The sequence below is a fragment of the Leucobacter ruminantium genome (assembly GCF_017565705.1).
Lineage (GTDB): Bacteria > Actinomycetota > Actinomycetes > Actinomycetales > Microbacteriaceae > Leucobacter > Leucobacter ruminantium.
The window spans coordinates 25,646-41,574 of the sequence record NZ_JAGDYL010000025.1 but is presented as its reverse complement, the minus strand read 5'-3'; the positions used below and the strand labels follow the sequence as shown (position 1 = coordinate 41,574).

The window sequence follows — 15,929 nt, the reverse complement described above, 5'->3', positions numbered from 1 at the left end:
AGACTCAGGTGAACGAAATCCTCTCTCCGGCGTCGATCGACGCCCTGACCCTGGCCCGCTGGCAGTTCGGGCTGACCACGCTCTACCACTTCATCTTCGTGCCGCTCACGATCGGCATGGCGCTGCTCGTCGCCATCCTGCAGACGGCGTGGGTGCGCACCGGCAAACTGAAGTACCTGCGGCTCACGAAGCTGTTCGGCAAGATCTTCCTCATCAACTTCGCGATGGGCGTCGTCACCGGCATCGTGCAGGAGTTCCAGTTCGGCATGAACTGGTCGGACTACTCCCGATTCGTCGGCGACATCTTCGGCGCTCCTCTCGCCATGGAGGGTCTGTTCGCCTTCTTCTTCGAGGCGACCTTCATCGGCCTGTGGATCTTCGGCTGGGACAAGCTGCCGAAGAAGGTGCACGTGCTCACGATCTGGTTCGTCTGGATCGGCACGGTGCTGTCGGCCTACTTCATCCTCGCCGCCAACGCGTTCATGCAGAACCCGGTGGGCTTCGAGATCAACGAGGAGCGCGGCCGCGCCGAGCTCACCGACATCGGCGCCGTGCTGCTCAACCCCGTCGCGGTGACGCAGTTCCCGCACACGATCTTCGCCGCGGTGATGTTCGCGGGCGTCGTGATGGTGGCCGTCGCCGCGTGGCATCTGCAGCGCAATCAGTTCGTGGACGAGATGCGCACCGCGCTCCGCTTCGGCGCGTGGACGAACATCATCGCCTTCCTCGGCGTCGGCCTCACCGGCCACTCGCTCGGCATGGTCATGACCGAGACCCAGCCGATGAAGATGGCGGCGGCGGAGGCGCTCTACAACAACGCGAGCGGTGCCGACGCGTCGTTCTCGATCTTCAGCTGGGGCACCCCCGACGGCGCCCACGAGATCTTCTCGATCCGCATCCCCTACCTGCTGTCCTTCCTGTCGAACGGCACCTTCGACGGCAGCGTCGAGGGCATCCGCGACCTGCAGGCCGAGTACGAGGCGCTCTACTGCGGGGCGGACTCCGCGCTCACCTGTCCGAGCAGCGGCAGCTTCGTGCCGATCGTCTGGGTCACGTACTGGGCGTTCCGCTGGATGATCGGGCTCGGGGCCCTCGCCGCGCTGGTCTCCGCAGTGGGGCTGTGGATCACGCGCAAGAACGCCGAGCTGCCGAAGTGGGTGTGGAAGGTCGCGATCTGGTCCGCACCGCTCCCGATGCTCGCCTCGCTCGTGGGCTGGGTCTTCACCGAGATGGGCCGCCAGCCTTGGATCGTCTTCGGCGTGATGACGACCGAGCAGGGCGTGTCGCCCGGCGTGCCGGGCTGGGCGGTGCTCGTCTCCCTGATCGTCTTCACCCTGGTCTACGGGGCGCTGGCCGTCGTCGAGTTCAGGCTCATCACGAAGGCCGCCAAAGACGGGCCTCCCGAGATCGAGCAGCCGGAGGGCGCCGACGGAACCCCGGGCGAACCCGATCAGCAGCAACTCGCGACGGTCTACTAGGAGGGCGCGCACATGGAACTCACCACCATCTGGTTCTTGATCGTCGGGGTCATGCTCATCGGCTACTTCGTGCTCGACGGCTTCGACTTCGGCGTGGGCATCTCGCTGCCGATCCTGGGCAGGGATGACACGGATCGCCGTGTCATCATCAACACGATCGGCCCGGTCTGGGATCTCAACGAGACCTGGCTCATCGTCGCGGGCGCCTCCCTCTTCGCGGCGTTCCCCGAGTGGTACGCGACGATGTTCTCCGGTTTCTATCTCGCCCTGCTGCTGATCCTCGTCGCCCTGATCCTGCGAGGCGTCTCCTTCGAGTACCGCCATCTCGGCAGGGGTCGGGAGTGGACGCGCTGGTTCGATCAGTTCATCTTCTGGGGCTCGGTGCTGCCCCCGCTGCTCTGGGGCGTCGCGTTCGCGAATCTCGCGCAGGGATTGCCCATCAGGCCGATGGAGGGCGGCGGCTGGATCTACGAGGGCACCCTGCTGACGCTGCTCAACCCGTACGCTCTGCTCGGCGGCGTGACGATGCTGCTGATCGTGTGGGTGCACGGTCTGGTGTTCATCTCGCTCAAGACGGTGGGGGAGATGAGGGATCGCGCTCGATCCCTCGCGAAGAAGGTCGGCACCGCGGCGATCGCGGCCGGAGCGGCCTTTCTGCTCTGGACCGTTCTGCAGCACCTCGACAGCGAAGCGCTGTGGGTGATCGTGCTGTGCGCCGTCATGGCCGCGCTCGGGCTCATCGGTGCCTGGGCTGCGAACGCGGTCGGCCGGGAGGGCTGGGCGTTCACCGGGAACGCGGCCGCGATCGTCTTCGCGCTGCTGGCCGTGTTCATGTCGATGTTCCCGAACCTGATGCACTCCAGCATCGACCCGAGCTATTCGATGTCGATCGCGGGCGCGGCGAGTTCGCAGAAGACGCTCGAACTCATGACCTGGGTCGCCGTCTTCATGATGCCGCTCGTCATCGCCTATCAGGCGTGGACCTACTGGGTCTTCCGCAAACGGCTGAGCCGGGATCTGATCCCTGCCGCGGCGCACTAGCGGATGCGGGCCGGTCGAGCCCCTGAATCGGGGCTCGGCCGACCCGCCTCGCGGGCGCCGCCCGGCGATCCCGCCCGCCCCGCCGTCCGTTCCACCGCCGCACCCTAGGATTGTTCCGATGAAACCACTCGACCCGCGTCTGCTGCGCCATGCCCGCGCGGCGCGAGGGATCCTGATCCTGGGCGCCGGTCTCGGCCTCGCGCGGACGCTCGCGATCATCGCCTGGTGCTGGTGCCTCTCGCAGGCACTCACGAGCGCCGTGCTGCCCGTGCTCGGGGGTGCGGGCGCGGGGCGCGTCGCCGAGGCCTCTGCCCCGTACGGGTCGCTGCCGTGGTACGCGCTCGGTGGCCTCGTCGCGGTCGTGGTGCGCTCGGCAGCGACCTGGGGCATGGACGCGGTGGCCGCGCGGGGCGCTGTTCGGGTGAAGACCCAGCTGCGTGAGGCGGCGCTCGACGCGCTCGACGGGCGGTCGCCGCTCCGCGAGGACGGTCGTTCCGAGGCCGAGCTCGTCACCGCTCTGGGGCGCGGCCTCGACGCGCTCGACGGTTACTTCTCCGGCTATGTGCCGCAGCTCATCCTGACGGCCGTCGCCACACCGCTGCTGATCCTCTCGGTGCTGCTCGCCGATCCGCTGAGCGGGATCATCGTGCTGGTGGTATTCCCGATCATCCCGATCTTCATGATCCTCATCGGCCTGGCCACGCAGGCGGTGCAGGATCGGCAGTGGGCGCAGTTGCAGCGCCTCTCGACGTCGTTCATGGACGCCGTATCGGGCCTCGCGACGCTCAAGATCTTCGGCCGCGAGGGCAGGCAGTCCGCGCGCATCGCCCGCGAGACCGAGGAGTACCGCACGCGCACCATGAAGGTGCTGCGGATCACCTTCCTGTCGGGCTTCGTGCTCGATCTGGCCGGCACGTTCTCGATCGCGCTCGTCGCGGTCACCGTCGGCACGCGGCTGGTCGACGGCGCCTTCCCGCTGGCACTCGGGCTGTTCGTGCTGCTGCTGCTGCCCGAGGTGTTCATCCCCATCCGCCAGGTCGGCGCGGCGTTCCACGCATCGACCGAGGGGCTTTCCGCGTCTGCCGAGGTGTTCGACATCATCGACGGCGTGCCCGTCGTCGGTGGCGTCCCGGCGCCGGCTCCCTCCCGTCGGGAGCCGGCTCCCTTCCGTCGAGGAGGGGGCGCGAACGGGGGTTTCGAGGGGAAGATAAGCCCCATTCGCGACCCCTTGAAGCACGTTATCGAGCTCGAGCGGGTGCGCATCGAGCGGAGCGGGCGCACCGTCGGGGGGCCGGTCTCCTTCTCGGTCGCCCCCGGGGAGGTTGTCGCGCTGGCCGGCCCCTCCGGATCCGGTAAGTCATCCCTCATCGCCGCGCTGCTCGGATTCCTCGAGCCCGTCTCGGGGCGCATCGAGCTGCCTGGCGAGCTCGCGTGGGTGGGGCAGCGGCCGGGGCTGCTGCAGGGCAGCGTGCGCGAGAACGTCGCGCTCGGCGACGATGAGGCCGACAGCTCGCTCGTGCGCCGTGCGCTCGACGCCGCGGGCCTCGCCGATTTCTCGCCCGACATGCGCCTGGGCGCCTCCGGCGCGGGCGTCTCGGGCGGCCAGGCGCAGCGGATCGCGATCGCCAGGGGGCTGTACCGCGCCTGGCGCCACGACGTCGCAGCGCTGCTGCTCGACGAGCCGAGCTCTGCGCTCGATGCCGCGAACGAGGAGCTCGTGTGCCGGGCGATGCGCGCGGAGGCCGAGAGCGGTCGCGCGGTGCTCGTCGTCAGCCACCGCCCGGCGGTTCTCGCGGCCGCCGACCGGGTCGTGCGCATCGGCGCGGAGGTGCCCGCATGAGCGCGGCAGCCCAGGGACGGGCCGCCGTGATCGCCCGCGCCATGCCGCCGCGCTCGCGCCGGGCGCCGGGCCTGCTGCTCGGCGTGCTCGCCGACCTCTGCGTCGTCGGACTGCTCGGACTCAGCATGTGGCTCATCGTGCGCGCGGGCGAGCAACCCCCGATCCTTCACCTGACCTTCGCGATCGTAGGGGTGCGGGCGTTCGCCGTCGGGCGCGCAGGCTTCCGTTACGCCGAACGCCTCTTCAGCCACGACGCGGCGCTCGCGCAGCTGTCGGCGCTGCGCGCGGGCACCTTCGACGCGCTCGTGCCGCGCGTGCCCGGCGCCATCGAATCGCATCGCCGGGGGGAGGTGCTCTCCGCGTTCGTCGACGACGTCGATCAACTGCAGGACGAACCGCTGCGCGTGCGCCAGCCGCTGCTCGTCAGCGCGATAGTGGTCGTGCTGAGTCTCGCGGTCGTCGCCCTTATCTCTCCGATCGCAGCTGCTGTCATCTCGACGGTGCTCCTGGTGAGCGGAGGGGCCGCGATCCTGCTCGCCAGGCGCATGTCGGGGTCCTACGACCGCGAGCTGAGCGAGGCACGCGGAGCGCTCGTCGACGCGCTGCTCGAGCGCGTCGCCGCGGCCGAGGTGCTGAGCGCCTTCGGGGCTCTGCCGCAGCAGCGCGCACGACTCGCCGCCGTCGAGGCCCACCTGTCGGAGGTGCAGCTGCGGCGAGCACGCTCGGCCGGGCTGACGGGTGCGCTGCTCGTGCTCGGCTCGGGAGCAGCGTCGCTGCTCGCGCTGGTCCTGCTGCTGCCGGGGTTGGGGGTGCAGCTCTCGGCTCCGCTCTTCGCTGCGGTCGTCGTGGTACCCGCCGCAGTGTTCGAGGTGTTCGCGCAGGTTCCGGCCGCAATCGTTGCGCGCCGGGGCGTCGAGGCGAGCGCCGACCGCGTCGCCGCCCTCACCGAGACGGAGCTGCCGCCGGAGGTCGTCGTGGAACGTAGCGGGGACGGGGCGGGCGGCCCGGAGCTCCGCGGCTCGGAGCTCGGCGCCCCTGCGTCCGCGGACTCGGTCGGGGGCGAGGGATCCCTCGCCCCCCTCATCGAGGTCGCCGACCTCGCTGTGCGCTACCCGGGTGGTGCCGCCGACGCGGTCTCGGGCGTGAGCTTCGCGCTGCGAGCGGGAGAGACCCTCGTCGTCTCGGGCGAGAGCGGCGCGGGCAAGAGCACGCTCGCGCTCGCGCTCGCGCGATTCCTCGAGTATCGCGGATCGTATCGGCTGCGCGGGCTGGAGACCGGGGCGCTGCCCGTCTCCGAGGTGCGCCGCACGGTCGGCCTGTGCGAGCAGCAGCCCCACCTCTTCGACGCCGACCTGCGTCAGAACCTCAAGTTCGCGCGCGATACGGCAGGCGATGACGAGCTGATGGCGGCGCTCGACCGGGTGGGCCTCGGCGAGTGGGCGCGCGATCGCGGCGGCCTCGACTCGCCGGTCGGCGAGCACGGCGCGCTCGTGTCGGGCGGGCAGGCGCAGCGCATCGCGCTCGCGCGCGTGCTGCTCGCCGATTTCCCCGTCGTGGTGCTCGACGAGCCCACCGCGGGCGTCGATCGGGAGCTCGCGGACCGCCTGCTCGCGGAGTTGCTGGGCGCAGTTCCGGCCGACCGCGCGGTCGTTCTGATCACTCACACGGAGCTGCCGGCCTCGCTCCCCGTCGCGGGGCGGTTGCACCTGGGCGCATAGCGGGCCCGCTGGTCGAGCGAGCGGGAAGATCCCTATTCCGGAAGCGTCTGCCAGGTCCCGTCGAGCGCTTCGCGGAACCGACGCAGTCGATGCTCGTCCGGCGTGGGCGGGGAGACGCCGTCGACGTTCGTGACGACGCGGATCCCGTGGAGCGCGTTCACCGCCCACACCTCGTGCAGCGCGAGCTCGGCGGGCTCGATCGCCGCCTCCCGCACCTCGACGCCCGAGCGCTCTGCGAGCTCGCGCAGCAGCGCCTCGCAGACCGAAGGAACCCGCTCGCGCGAGGCGGCACGGCGCAGCGCATCGCCCGTCCACCACACGATCGCCGTCGTCGCCCCCTCGAGCACCGAGCCGTCGCCGTCGAGCAGCAGCGCCTCGGCTCCGAGCTCGCGGTTCAGCTCGGCGAGCCGTGCGATGTTCGGGCCCTTGCGATCGGCGTGCGGCAGGGCGAGGGATCCCGCCGTGCGCAGCTCGAGTGCTTCGCCGAGCGCGGGCGATGGTCGCAGCGCGAGGTCGAACCGTGGGCCTCGATCCCTCGCGGATCCCCCCCGCAGCTCGAGCCGCGGGAAGCCCGCGCCGTACGCCGCGATGCGGGGCAGCGCGTCTGCGAGGAACGCGTCGACGCACCGCTCGGAATCATCGTCGTCTGTATTCTCCGCCAGGGCGGAATGCGCGGCGTCGGCGAATCGTGCGAGGTGCAGCTCGAGTCCGCGCACCTGCGCCGCGCCCGTCGCCTCATCGACGCGCACCCGGAACGAGTCGGCGACGAGGAGTGCCCCGCTCTGCCGCTCGTCCGTCGTCGTCACGACCCTCACCCTATACGCTATGACGGTGGTGAGAACCGAGCAGCGCGGGGCCGTGAGGCTGCCGTTCCGCGTCGACGCGATCGCCGCCGCGCGATCCCTCGCGGCCGGCGGTCGGCCGTGGTTGTGGTTCGACGGCGCCGCCGCCCCGGCGGGCGAGCCCCGCGTCAGCTACCTCGCTGCGGGCGACGAGGTGCGCGTGTGCGAGCCCGGGGGAGAACGCGAGTTCCTCGCGGGGCTCGGCGGAGAGGCCGCGGCGGGTACCGCCGATGCCACCGGCCTGGAGCGGAACGGCGGCTTCCGCGGTGGCTGGGCCGTCGCGCTCGGCTACGAGTTCGGCGTCGCACTGCTCGGGCTCGAACCCGCGAGCGATCCCGGCGCGGCCCCGGCGTTCGCGATCCGGGCCGAGGCGGTGCTCGCGATTGACCACGACACGGGCGTCGCGGAGGTGCGCGGGCCGCTCGGCGCGGTCGCGGCATGGCTCGCGGAGCACGGCGAGGTGCTGCGACCGGCGCACCCTCACTCGGATCAGGACGCTCATTCGGACGGAGACGGGCCGAAGCATCCGAACGAGCGTCAGAATCCGCGCGAAGAAGAGAGTTTCCCGACGCAGACCCCGCGCTGGCGGCGCGACGACGAGCGCTACGCCTCCGACGTCGAGGCCTGCCGCGAGGCCATCCGGGACGGCGACGCCTACGTGCTCTGCCTGACCGACACCGCCGAGGCCCGAGGCGACTTCGACCCGCTCGAGATCTACCTGCGCCTGCGGAAGGCCGGCCCCGCGGTGCGCGGCGGCGTCATCGCGACGGGGGAGCGGGCGCTCATCAGCGCGAGCCCCGAGCGCTTCCTCAGCCTCCACGGCCGTCGCATCGCGACGCACCCGATCAAGGGCACCCGCCCGCGCGGGCGCACCGAGGCCGATGACCGGACCCTCGCGGAGGAGCTCGGAGCCGATCCCAAGGAGCGCGCCGAGAACCTCATGATCGTCGACCTCATGCGCAACGACCTCAGCCGCGTGTGCGTGCCGGGCACGGTCGCAGTCGACGGCTTCCTGCGCGTCGAGACCCACGCTCACGTGCATCAACTCGTCAGCACTGTCACAGGAGAGCTCCGCGAGGGATCGGGCGTCGCCGACGCGGTCGTCGCCTGCTTCCCGGGCGGGTCGATGACCGGGGCGCCCAAGCGGAGGGCGGTCGAGATCCTGCACGGGCTCGAGCGGCAGCCCCGCGGGCTGTACTCCGGCTGCTTCGGCTGGATCGACGACGGGGGCGACACCGAGCTCGCCATGACCATCCGCGGCATCGAGCTGCGGGAACGCGTCGGAGAGCGCTCAGGCGGGCCGCGCGGGGGGTTCCTGAGGGCGCTGCTCGGTGCGGGCGGCGGGGTGACGGCGGATTCGGATCCCTCGCGGGAAGTGGAGGAGAAGCACCTGAAGGCGAACTCCCTCATCGCGGCGCTGTATCCTTGAACGATGTGTGCGTTCGCGGTCGCGAACGCGGTTCCGACGTGTCGAGGTGTGTATGAGTGAGCCGCAGGCGAACGGCCGGCAGGGCCGTGCCGAGCAGCAGGGTGAGGGTTACGACTTCCGGGCGATCCAGGAGCGCTGGCTCCCGGTCTGGGACGAACTGAAGCCGTTCGAGGCCGACGACGCCTCGCAGAAGCCGCGCAAGTACGTGCTCGACATGTTCCCCTACCCCTCGGGCGACCTGCACATGGGGCACGCCGAGGCGTTCTGCTTCGGCGACGTGCTCGCCCGCTACTGGCGCGGGCGCGGCTACGACGTGCTGCACCCGATCGGCTGGGATTCCTTCGGTCTGCCCGCCGAGAACGCGGCCATCAAGCGCGGCGTCGACCCCCGCGAGTGGACCTACGCGAACATCGACCAGCAGAAGGCATCGTTCCGCACCTACGCGCCGTCGTTCGACTGGAGTCGCGTGCTGCACACGAGCGACCCCGAGTACTACAGATGGAACCAGTGGCTGTTCCTCAAGATGTACGAGAAGGGGCTCGCCTACCGCAAGGCGAGCTGGGTCAACTGGGATCCGGTGGATCAGACCGTGCTCGCCAACGAGCAGGTGCTCGCCGACGGCACCTCCGAGCGCTCGGGCGCCGTGGTCGTCAAGAAGAAGCTCACGCAGTGGTACTTCCGCATCACCGACTATGCGGACCGCCTGCTCGACGACCTCGATCAACTCGAGGGCAAGTGGCCGACCAAGGTGCTCAACATGCAGCGCAACTGGATCGGCCGTTCGCGCGGCGCGGAGGTCGAGTTCGAGATCGAGGGGCGTGCCGAGAAGGTGCCGGTGTTCACCACCCGCCCCGACACGCTGCACGGCGCGACCTTCATGGTGGTCGCTCCCGACTCCGATCTCGCGGCGGAACTCGCAGCGGGTGCGTCGCCCGAGGCGCGGATGCAGTTCCAGGCATATCTCGAGCAGACCCAGAAGCAGACAGAGATCGAGCGCCAGAACGCCGACCGCGAGAAGACCGGTGTCTTCCTCGACCACTTCGCCGTGAACCCCGTGAACGGCGAGCGTATTCCCGTCTGGGCATCCGACTACGTGCTGGCCGACTACGGTCACGGCGCGATTATGGCCGTGCCCGCCCACGACCAGCGCGACCTCGACTTCGCGCTGAAGTTCGAGTTGCCCGTACGCGTCGTCGTCGACGTGAAGGGCGAGGACGGGGAGTCCCTGCCCGACCCGGCATCGAGCGGTGTGGCCACCGCGGGCGACGGAGTCCTCATCAACTCGGCGGAGCTCGACGGGCTGGGGAAGGCCGACGCCATCGCCAAGGCCATCGAGGTGCTCGAGGCCCGCGGTACGGGCCGCGCGGCGACCACCTACCGCCTGCGCGACTGGCTGATCTCCCGTCAGCGCTATTGGGGCACGCCCATCCCGATCCTGCACGGCGCCGACGGCGAGATGAGGCCGGTCGCGGTCGATGCTCTGCCGGTGGAGCTGCCGGCCTCCGAGGGGCTCGACCTCAAACCGAAGGGATCCTCGCCGCTCGGCGCCGCGACCGAGTGGGCCTCCGTGGTCGACCCCGAGACGGGGGAGACCTGGACCCGCGATCCCGACACGATGGACACCTTCGTCGACAGCTCGTGGTACTACCTGCGCTTCCTCTCGGCGAACGATGACACGCAGGCGTTCGACCCCGAGCTCGCTCGCAAATGGGGCCCGATCGACCAGTACGCGGGCGGCGTGGAGCACGCGATCCTGCACCTGCTCTACTCGCGCTTCATCACGAAAGTGCTGCACGATCTCGGCTACCTCGACTTCGAGGAGCCCTTCACCGCGCTCCTCAACCAGGGCATGGTGCTGCTCGACGGCGCGAAGATGTCGAAGTCGAAGGGCAACCTGGTCGAGTTCGCGAGCGAGCTGCGCGATCACGGCGCCGACGCGCTGCGCGTGACCCTCGCCTTCGCCGGCCCGCCGGAGGACGACATCGACTGGGCCGATGTGTCGGTGCAGGGATCCGCGAAGTTCCTGGCGCGCGCCTGGCGCGTCGCCGACGACGTGGAGCGAGCCGGCGCCGCAGTCGGGACTTCCTTCGCGGGCGGCGACAAGGCGCTGCGCAAGCACACCCATCAGCTGCTCGCCGACGCTCCCGGGCTCGTCGAGGCGTACAAGTTCAACGTGGTGGTCGCGCGCCTCATGGACCAGGTCAACGTGACCCGCAAGGCGATCGATTCGGGTTGCGGCGCGGCAGACCCCGCGGTGCGCGAGTCGGCGGAGGCGATCGCGGTGATCCTCTCGCTCTTCGCCCCCTACGCAGCAGAGGACATGTGGGCGAAGCTCGGGCACGAGCCGACCGTGGCGCTCGCCGAGTGGCCGTCGGCCGATACGTCGCTGCTCGTCGAGGACGAGGTGACGATGGTCGTGCAGGTCGACGGCAAGGTGAGGGATCGCCTGACGCTGCCGGCCTCGGTGACGGCCGAGGAGGCGGAAGCCGCCGCACGAGCCTCCGCGGGCGTGCAGCGCGCGATCGGGGAGCGCGAGATCGTGAACGTCGTGGTGCGCGTGCCGAAGATCGTGAGCATCGCGACCCGCTGAGCGAGGCGTCCTCCGCCGCTCGAGGTTCTCCCTCCACAGGCTTCGAATCCGCCGGTTTGCGGGGGAGTTGTTCGAGCGAGGCCCCGAGGCGGTGCGGGCAGCCTGCGCGCCGCCTAGCGTGGCGGCATGCCTCGCACTCCATCGCACTCAGCAGCCTCGTACCAGAGCCCGCCGTGGGCGGATGACGCCGCGTCCGCGGACGACTCCGCCCCGGTGCTGTCGCACCCGCGATGGACTTCCGAGGCGGTGTTGAGACAGCGGGTATCGGAGCAGTCGAGCCCACCGACGGGAGCGCCTCCTCGTGCGATCGCTCGTCCACCGCTCGAGCGGGATGACGCCCCGGGGCCGCGCTGCCGCCTGTTCCGGGCAGTGTCCGTGCCGATGCTCGCCGGCGCCGCAGTCTTCGTGGCGGCGGTCGTGATCGCGATCCTCGTGACGGCCCTGCAGGCCGCGCCCGCGAGCGAGGCGGCCACGCGCGCCGCACAGCTGTCGGCGGCGCAGGCCGAACCGGACGGGCAGCCCTCTGCAGCAGCGACAGGCGCACCCGGCGCCGGGGCCGAAGCGCAGACCGGCACGATCTACGTCCACGTGATCGGAGAGGTTGTGCGGCCGGGCGTCGTCGAAGTGAAGACGGGCACGCGCGTTGAGTCGATCATCCACGCGGCGGGAGGCGCGACCGATGCCGCCGTGCTGGCCTCGCTCAACCTCGCGCGCGAGGCGGTCGACGGCGAGCAGATCCTCGTACCGAACGCGGAGCAGGCCGCGGCTGCGGGCGGTGCGCTGTCCGGCGCGTCGGGCGGTCCGGTACCGGATGCATCGGCGGACGGAGTCGCGGGTGGCACCGGGCAGGGCGGGCTCGTCAACCTCAACACCGCCGACGCCGCGCTGCTCGAGACGCTGCCCCGAGTCGGGCCGGCCCTGGCTCAGCGCATCATCGATTGGCGCGAGAGCAACGGTCCGTTCGCCTCGGTGGATCAACTGCTCGACGTCGCGGGGATCGGTGCGAAGACGCTCGACGGGTTCCGTGAGCGGGTGACGATCTGATGGTCGCGTGGCGCGAGGCGCGACCGCGGTCCCCTCCCGGCACCTGGAGGCTTCTCGCGCCCGCGCTGCTCGGATGGGCGTGCGCCGCCGTCGCGGTGCTCGCCCCGGGGCGGGGCTCCGCGCTCGCGGTGACCGCGGCCGTCGTCGGCACGTGCGCGTTCGCGCTCGGCGGCCTGAAGTCGTCGCTGCGAGGGTTCGCGCGCATGATCGCCGTGAGCTGCGCGGTACTCGTGCTGCTGGGTGTCGTCGTGGAGGCAGGTCACCGCGTGCGGAGCGACGCCGTCTTCGCCGCGGCAGCCGAGTCGGGTGAGCCGGTCGCGTTCGAGACGACGCTCGATGCCTTTCCCGAGTCGGAGGCGCCGGGCCCATTGGCCTCGTCTTCGTGGTCGGACCTCTCGCGGCCTTCGCCCGGCACCGTGGGACGCGGCTGGGCGAGCGCGGTCGTCCACGTCGAGAACGGCGCGCTGCCAGTGGTGCTCTGGTTCGACGGAGAGCGGAGCACGCCCGATGCGGCGTGGGCACCGGGAGCGTCGCTCGCCGTCGCAGGCACCGCCGTGCGCCTCGAGGCGGGTTCTTCCGCGGCATACGGCGTGCGCGTCGAGAACGTCGACCGAACGGCGCCGCGGGGCGTGCTCGGCCGCGCGACCGCGGAGTTCGGCTACGCGGCGTCCGAGTTGCGCTCGGGCCTCCGATCCGCGGCGGAGCGCGTGCCCGGAGCCGAACTCGTCCCGGGCTTCGCCGTGGGAGACACCGCGCTCGTCGACGAGCGGCTCGAACTGCAGCTGCGCGACAGCTCGCTGCTCCACCTTCTGGCCGTCTCCGGAGATATAGCGAGTTTCAGGGGTGAGTGAACCATTTTGATCAGTTTGATACAAGCTGATCGAGTTGATAACCCATTGAAGCAGAAGCATGCAGAGCCTTCCGCGTCCACAAAGGAGAATGGCAGCATGCCACGCCTCCCTCTCAACGCCGCGCAACTCGAAGTCCTGACCTGGGTGCGGGACGGCGCGCCGGACGGCGTGTACGACGGCTACGATCACCGCATCATCGCCCGCGCGCTGCACAATCGCGGGCTGGTCGAGGTCAAGGGCCACGGCAAGCAGTGGCAGGTGTCCATGACCGAGGATGGCGCCTACTACGTAGAGCACGGCGAGTACCCCAGCGAGGAGAAAAGCCCGCCTCCGGCAGTGTCCGTGCCTGCGGCTGCGCCTGCGGAGCCGCAGGGCCCTGCGCCGAAGAGGCCGGCGACGAAGCCCCGCAGGCCTGCGACACGAAAGCCCGGCCCCACCGACGCGATGATGGCGGCGCTGCTCGCGGCGGCGGACAACCGGATCGAGATCGAGTACGACGAGCGCCGCCGATATGAGCAGCTCGCGAAGACCGCCGAGCGCTTCAACAAGATCCCTGAGGGCATGCAGGTCACTGTCGAGAGCCACTGGCGCGAGAAGACCGCTCACGTGCGGCTGCATCCGCTGCCCGAGTGGCGCATGCGCGTGCTCGACCCGGTGCCTGTGCCGGCGTCGCTTCGCGGAGCCTCCGACGTGGTCAAGGAGCTCCGTGACCGCGAGGACTTCGAAATCAGATCCGGCGAGAAGAACCGTGCGCTCCGCCTCGTGCAGGCCCTCGTAGCCGAGGCCGAGCTGCGAGGCCACAAGGCGAAGTTCATCGAGCCCCCGCCGAAGGACCGCTGGGGCTACGTGCAGAAGCACGACCGGAACCAGGGGCACCTCATGCTCGTGCTCGGCCCCGACGAGTACCGGCTGAGCATCATCCAGATCTCCAAGAACGTGGAGCACGTCCTCTCGAAGACCGAGGCCAAGCGAGCGGAGCAGGGTCTCTGGGTGCAGAAGTGGGACGTCGTGCCCACCGAGCGGCTCAGCATCCGAATCGAGACCCACGGGGTGAAGTTCTGGGGCTCGGAGTGGAAGGACACCGCCGACCGCTCCCTCGAAGACTCCCTCGCGCAGATCCTGCAGGAACTGGAGCTCCGGCACGAGGCCGAAGAGCGCAGCAGGGAGGCTGCGGAGCGCGCCCGCATCGAGCGCCAGCGTAGGTGGGAGATCGCCCGCGAGCAGGCCGTGCTCGCCCTCGCCGACAGCCATCGGGCCGAGCTCCTCGCCCAGCAGGCCAAGGTGTGGAAGAAGGCGGCCGAGATCCGCGAGTACGCTGCCACAGTCGAGGATCGAGCCTCCTCCGATCAGGATGAGGACGCGCGCCGGGACGCGCTCGAATGGGCGCAGTGGGCCCGCGACTACGCGGACCGCATAGATCCTCTCCGGCAGCGGCTGAGCCTGCCGGAGCCGCCCGAAGCCACCGAGAAGGCGCTGCAGCCGTTCATGGGCAGGTGGAGCGCGTACGGGCCGGAGTCGACCTATAGGGGTTGAGGAGCATGGCGGCACACGGCCCTACCCGCAGGCGGTACCGCCTTGGCATAATGAGTCGCATATGTGCAAGAACTTGTTTATCGAATGGGACAGAGACCGGGAGGCCTTCCGAGCGCTTGCGACACAACTCACGCGCCCGCCTCATCCCTCCGCCAGTACTTGGTGGACAACCACCTCTAAAGATAAATCACGCGATGCTGAAGCGCAGGTCACACATCTCGGAGACCGTAGATCCGCCGAGTTTCGCGCGACAGCAAACGAGGCATTCGGGGCGCACCTTGCTGGACTGTTTGAGCTGCGCCTCCCGGCTTCGCTCTGCGTTCTGGACGAGATATACGTGGAGAACCACGGGGAGCGCGCCATGCGGGCATTCGAGCAGAAGCTACTGGACTCCGATGCCGATGCCGCTTTCTACTGGAACGCAAAAGAATCCAGTGAAGGCGCCTGGTCGCTCCTCGTGCGTCGCAGGTATCTGGGAGAGCTTCCAAGCGGGATCGCCGCAGGCATTGAGCTTCGTTCCCACCTCTCTCCAGGCGAGATTACCCCGCAGCAAAACACAACTCTGCCGAAGATCGAGTGGGTTGGCCGTTCGTGAGCCCGTTCTGTCGCCCATTCCCATCGGACTCTCCTTGCTCGATCCGGCAGTGCGAGCACTTGCTTCTCCCCGGCTGCGGCAGAATGGTGAGGCATGAGCAGCAACCCCATTAACAGTGAGACTGGCGCCGCTCTGGCGCAGTTCTTCTTCGGCGGCAAGGGTCCGTCTCATGCCAAGATCTCAGGTGCCATTGGGTCGGCGGGCCTCGGCTCCTTCGACGACTACAAGTACGAGCCGGGCAAGCAGGGTCCCAACAAGCAGCAGCGCGTGATCGAGATTTGCCGGGTCGCGGAGAAGAGACCCGATAACGCGAAGAAGCTCGCGGACGCGCTTCTCAACGCGCTTCGTCTGGACGGGGCCTTCAGGGACGATGACAACGTCAATGAGATCACGAACCTACGGTCGGCTTTCGCTCACGTCGGCTGGTCGCTCACCGAGGAGGGCCGACTGGAGCGGCTCGGCGCGATCGACCTGGAGACTGGCGGTCGCGCCGCACTCGACGAGCAGCTCGCACGGCTGCGCAGGAACATCGACGATCCTGCCGCGGCGCTCGGCTTCGCCAAGGAACTCCTCGAAGCGGTTATGAAGTTCGTGATCGAGGGCAGCGGGATGCCGCTGCCCAAGAACCCCAAGTGGCCGATGCTCATCCACCTGTCGTTCGACCGCCTCAACTTCGAGTTCAAGGTTGTCGACGACTCGGTCCCCGGAGCGACGGCCGTGAGGGCGATCTACCAGTCGGCCAAGACGGTCATCGAGTCCGTGAACGAGCTCCGCAACGACCACGGCACCGGCCACGGAAGGACGCTGCCGACCGCGCTGCGCGAGGAGACGGCGATCTACGTCGTCCGGGAGGCCGTCCACGTCGCCGAGCTCATGCTGAGCACGTACGACCGCCAGATGAGCGGCGGACGGGTCTGAACAAGTCATGATGCGCCTGACCTCCGTCAGGCGCTGGGGCGCGGCACAGC

At 69.7% G+C, this 15,929-nt stretch carries 12 protein-coding genes; 11 read left to right on the top strand and 1 reads right to left on the bottom strand.

The features are described 5' to 3' along the window. Positions 1–8 precede the first annotated feature (8 nt). The 4 genes from J4H91_RS12760 (at position 9) to cydC (ending at position 6,077) form a co-directional block, all read left to right on the top strand. Entirely contained in the window at positions 9–1,478 is a 1,470-nt protein-coding gene (locus J4H91_RS12760; protein WP_208046641.1) for a cytochrome ubiquinol oxidase subunit I, read from the top strand. A 12-nt stretch (positions 1,479–1,490) separates the two neighbouring features. Continuing rightward, positions 1,491–2,519, top strand: coding sequence for a cytochrome d ubiquinol oxidase subunit II (cydB, locus tag J4H91_RS12755; RefSeq protein ID WP_208046640.1), 1,029 nt, complete (start codon positions 1,491–1,493; stop codon positions 2,517–2,519). 118 nt (positions 2,520–2,637) lie between these two features. Beyond that, positions 2,638–4,359 (top strand): thiol reductant ABC exporter subunit CydD, encoded by a 1,722-nt coding sequence (gene cydD / locus J4H91_RS12750; protein WP_208046639.1) that lies wholly within the window; start codon positions 2,638–2,640, stop codon positions 4,357–4,359. Continuing rightward, on the top strand, positions 4,356–6,077 hold the full coding sequence (cydC, locus tag J4H91_RS12745; RefSeq protein ID WP_208046638.1) for a thiol reductant ABC exporter subunit CydC: 1,722 nt from the start codon (positions 4,356–4,358) through the stop codon (positions 6,075–6,077). The genes cydD and cydC overlap by 4 nt, the downstream gene beginning before the upstream one ends. Before the next feature lie 32 nt (positions 6,078–6,109). Here cydC and J4H91_RS12740 read toward each other — a convergent pair whose 3' ends face one another. Then, positions 6,110–6,883, bottom strand: coding sequence for an aminotransferase class IV (locus J4H91_RS12740; RefSeq protein WP_208046637.1), 774 nt, complete (start codon positions 6,881–6,883; stop codon positions 6,110–6,112). Between the two features lie 19 nt (positions 6,884–6,902). Between J4H91_RS12740 and J4H91_RS12735 the strand changes: the two genes are divergently transcribed. The 7 genes from J4H91_RS12735 to J4H91_RS12705 all read left to right on the top strand — a co-directional run bounded on the left by J4H91_RS12735 (position 6,903) and on the right by J4H91_RS12705 (position 15,879). Beyond that, on the top strand, positions 6,903–8,348 hold the full coding sequence (locus J4H91_RS12735) for an anthranilate synthase component I family protein (RefSeq protein WP_208046636.1): 1,446 nt from the start codon (positions 6,903–6,905) through the stop codon (positions 8,346–8,348). Between the two features lie 52 nt (positions 8,349–8,400). Next, positions 8,401–10,938 (top strand): leucine--tRNA ligase, encoded by a 2,538-nt coding sequence (leuS, locus tag J4H91_RS12730; RefSeq protein ID WP_208046635.1) that lies wholly within the window; start codon positions 8,401–8,403, stop codon positions 10,936–10,938. 381 nt (positions 10,939–11,319) lie between these two features. Next, entirely contained in the window at positions 11,320–11,982 is a 663-nt protein-coding gene (locus J4H91_RS12725) for a ComEA family DNA-binding protein (protein WP_208046660.1), read from the top strand. Next, a complete protein-coding gene (locus J4H91_RS12720) occupies positions 11,982–12,833 on the top strand; it encodes a hypothetical protein (protein WP_208046634.1) in 852 nt (283 codons plus the stop codon). The genes J4H91_RS12725 and J4H91_RS12720 overlap by 1 nt, the downstream gene beginning before the upstream one ends. Before the next feature lie 96 nt (positions 12,834–12,929). Then, positions 12,930–14,366 carry a hypothetical protein gene (locus J4H91_RS12715; RefSeq protein ID WP_208046633.1) on the top strand — a complete coding sequence of 479 codons (1,437 nt, stop codon included), beginning with the start codon at positions 12,930–12,932 and terminating at the stop codon, positions 14,364–14,366. A 61-nt stretch (positions 14,367–14,427) separates the two neighbouring features. Beyond that, the gene (locus tag J4H91_RS12710; RefSeq protein ID WP_208046632.1) at positions 14,428–14,961 is read left to right on the top strand and encodes a hypothetical protein; all 534 of its coding nucleotides are present in this window, start codon (positions 14,428–14,430) and stop codon (positions 14,959–14,961) included. A gap of 93 nt (positions 14,962–15,054) precedes the next feature. Further along, positions 15,055–15,879 carry an abortive infection family protein gene (locus J4H91_RS12705; RefSeq protein WP_208046631.1) on the top strand — a complete coding sequence of 275 codons (825 nt, stop codon included), beginning with the start codon at positions 15,055–15,057 and terminating at the stop codon, positions 15,877–15,879. Positions 15,880–15,929 lie beyond the last annotated feature (50 nt).

Coding starts and splice junctions, on each gene's coding strand:
- J4H91_RS12720 (WP_208046634.1), top strand. CDS start 11,982: ATGGTCGCGTGGCGCGAGGCGCGACCGCGGTCCCCTCCCGGCACCTGG.
- leuS (WP_208046635.1), top strand. CDS start 8,401: ATGAGTGAGCCGCAGGCGAACGGCCGGCAGGGCCGTGCCGAGCAGCAG.
- J4H91_RS12715 (WP_208046633.1), top strand. CDS start 12,930: ATGCCACGCCTCCCTCTCAACGCCGCGCAACTCGAAGTCCTGACCTGG.
- J4H91_RS12705 (WP_208046631.1), top strand. CDS start 15,055: ATGAGCAGCAACCCCATTAACAGTGAGACTGGCGCCGCTCTGGCGCAG.
- cydB (WP_208046640.1), top strand. CDS start 1,491: ATGGAACTCACCACCATCTGGTTCTTGATCGTCGGGGTCATGCTCATC.
- cydD (WP_208046639.1), top strand. CDS start 2,638: ATGAAACCACTCGACCCGCGTCTGCTGCGCCATGCCCGCGCGGCGCGA.
- cydC (WP_208046638.1), top strand. CDS start 4,356: ATGAGCGCGGCAGCCCAGGGACGGGCCGCCGTGATCGCCCGCGCCATG.
- J4H91_RS12725 (WP_208046660.1), top strand. CDS start 11,320: ATGCTCGCCGGCGCCGCAGTCTTCGTGGCGGCGGTCGTGATCGCGATC.
- J4H91_RS12735 (WP_208046636.1), top strand. CDS start 6,903: ATGACGGTGGTGAGAACCGAGCAGCGCGGGGCCGTGAGGCTGCCGTTC.
- J4H91_RS12710 (WP_208046632.1), top strand. CDS start 14,428: ATGTGCAAGAACTTGTTTATCGAATGGGACAGAGACCGGGAGGCCTTC.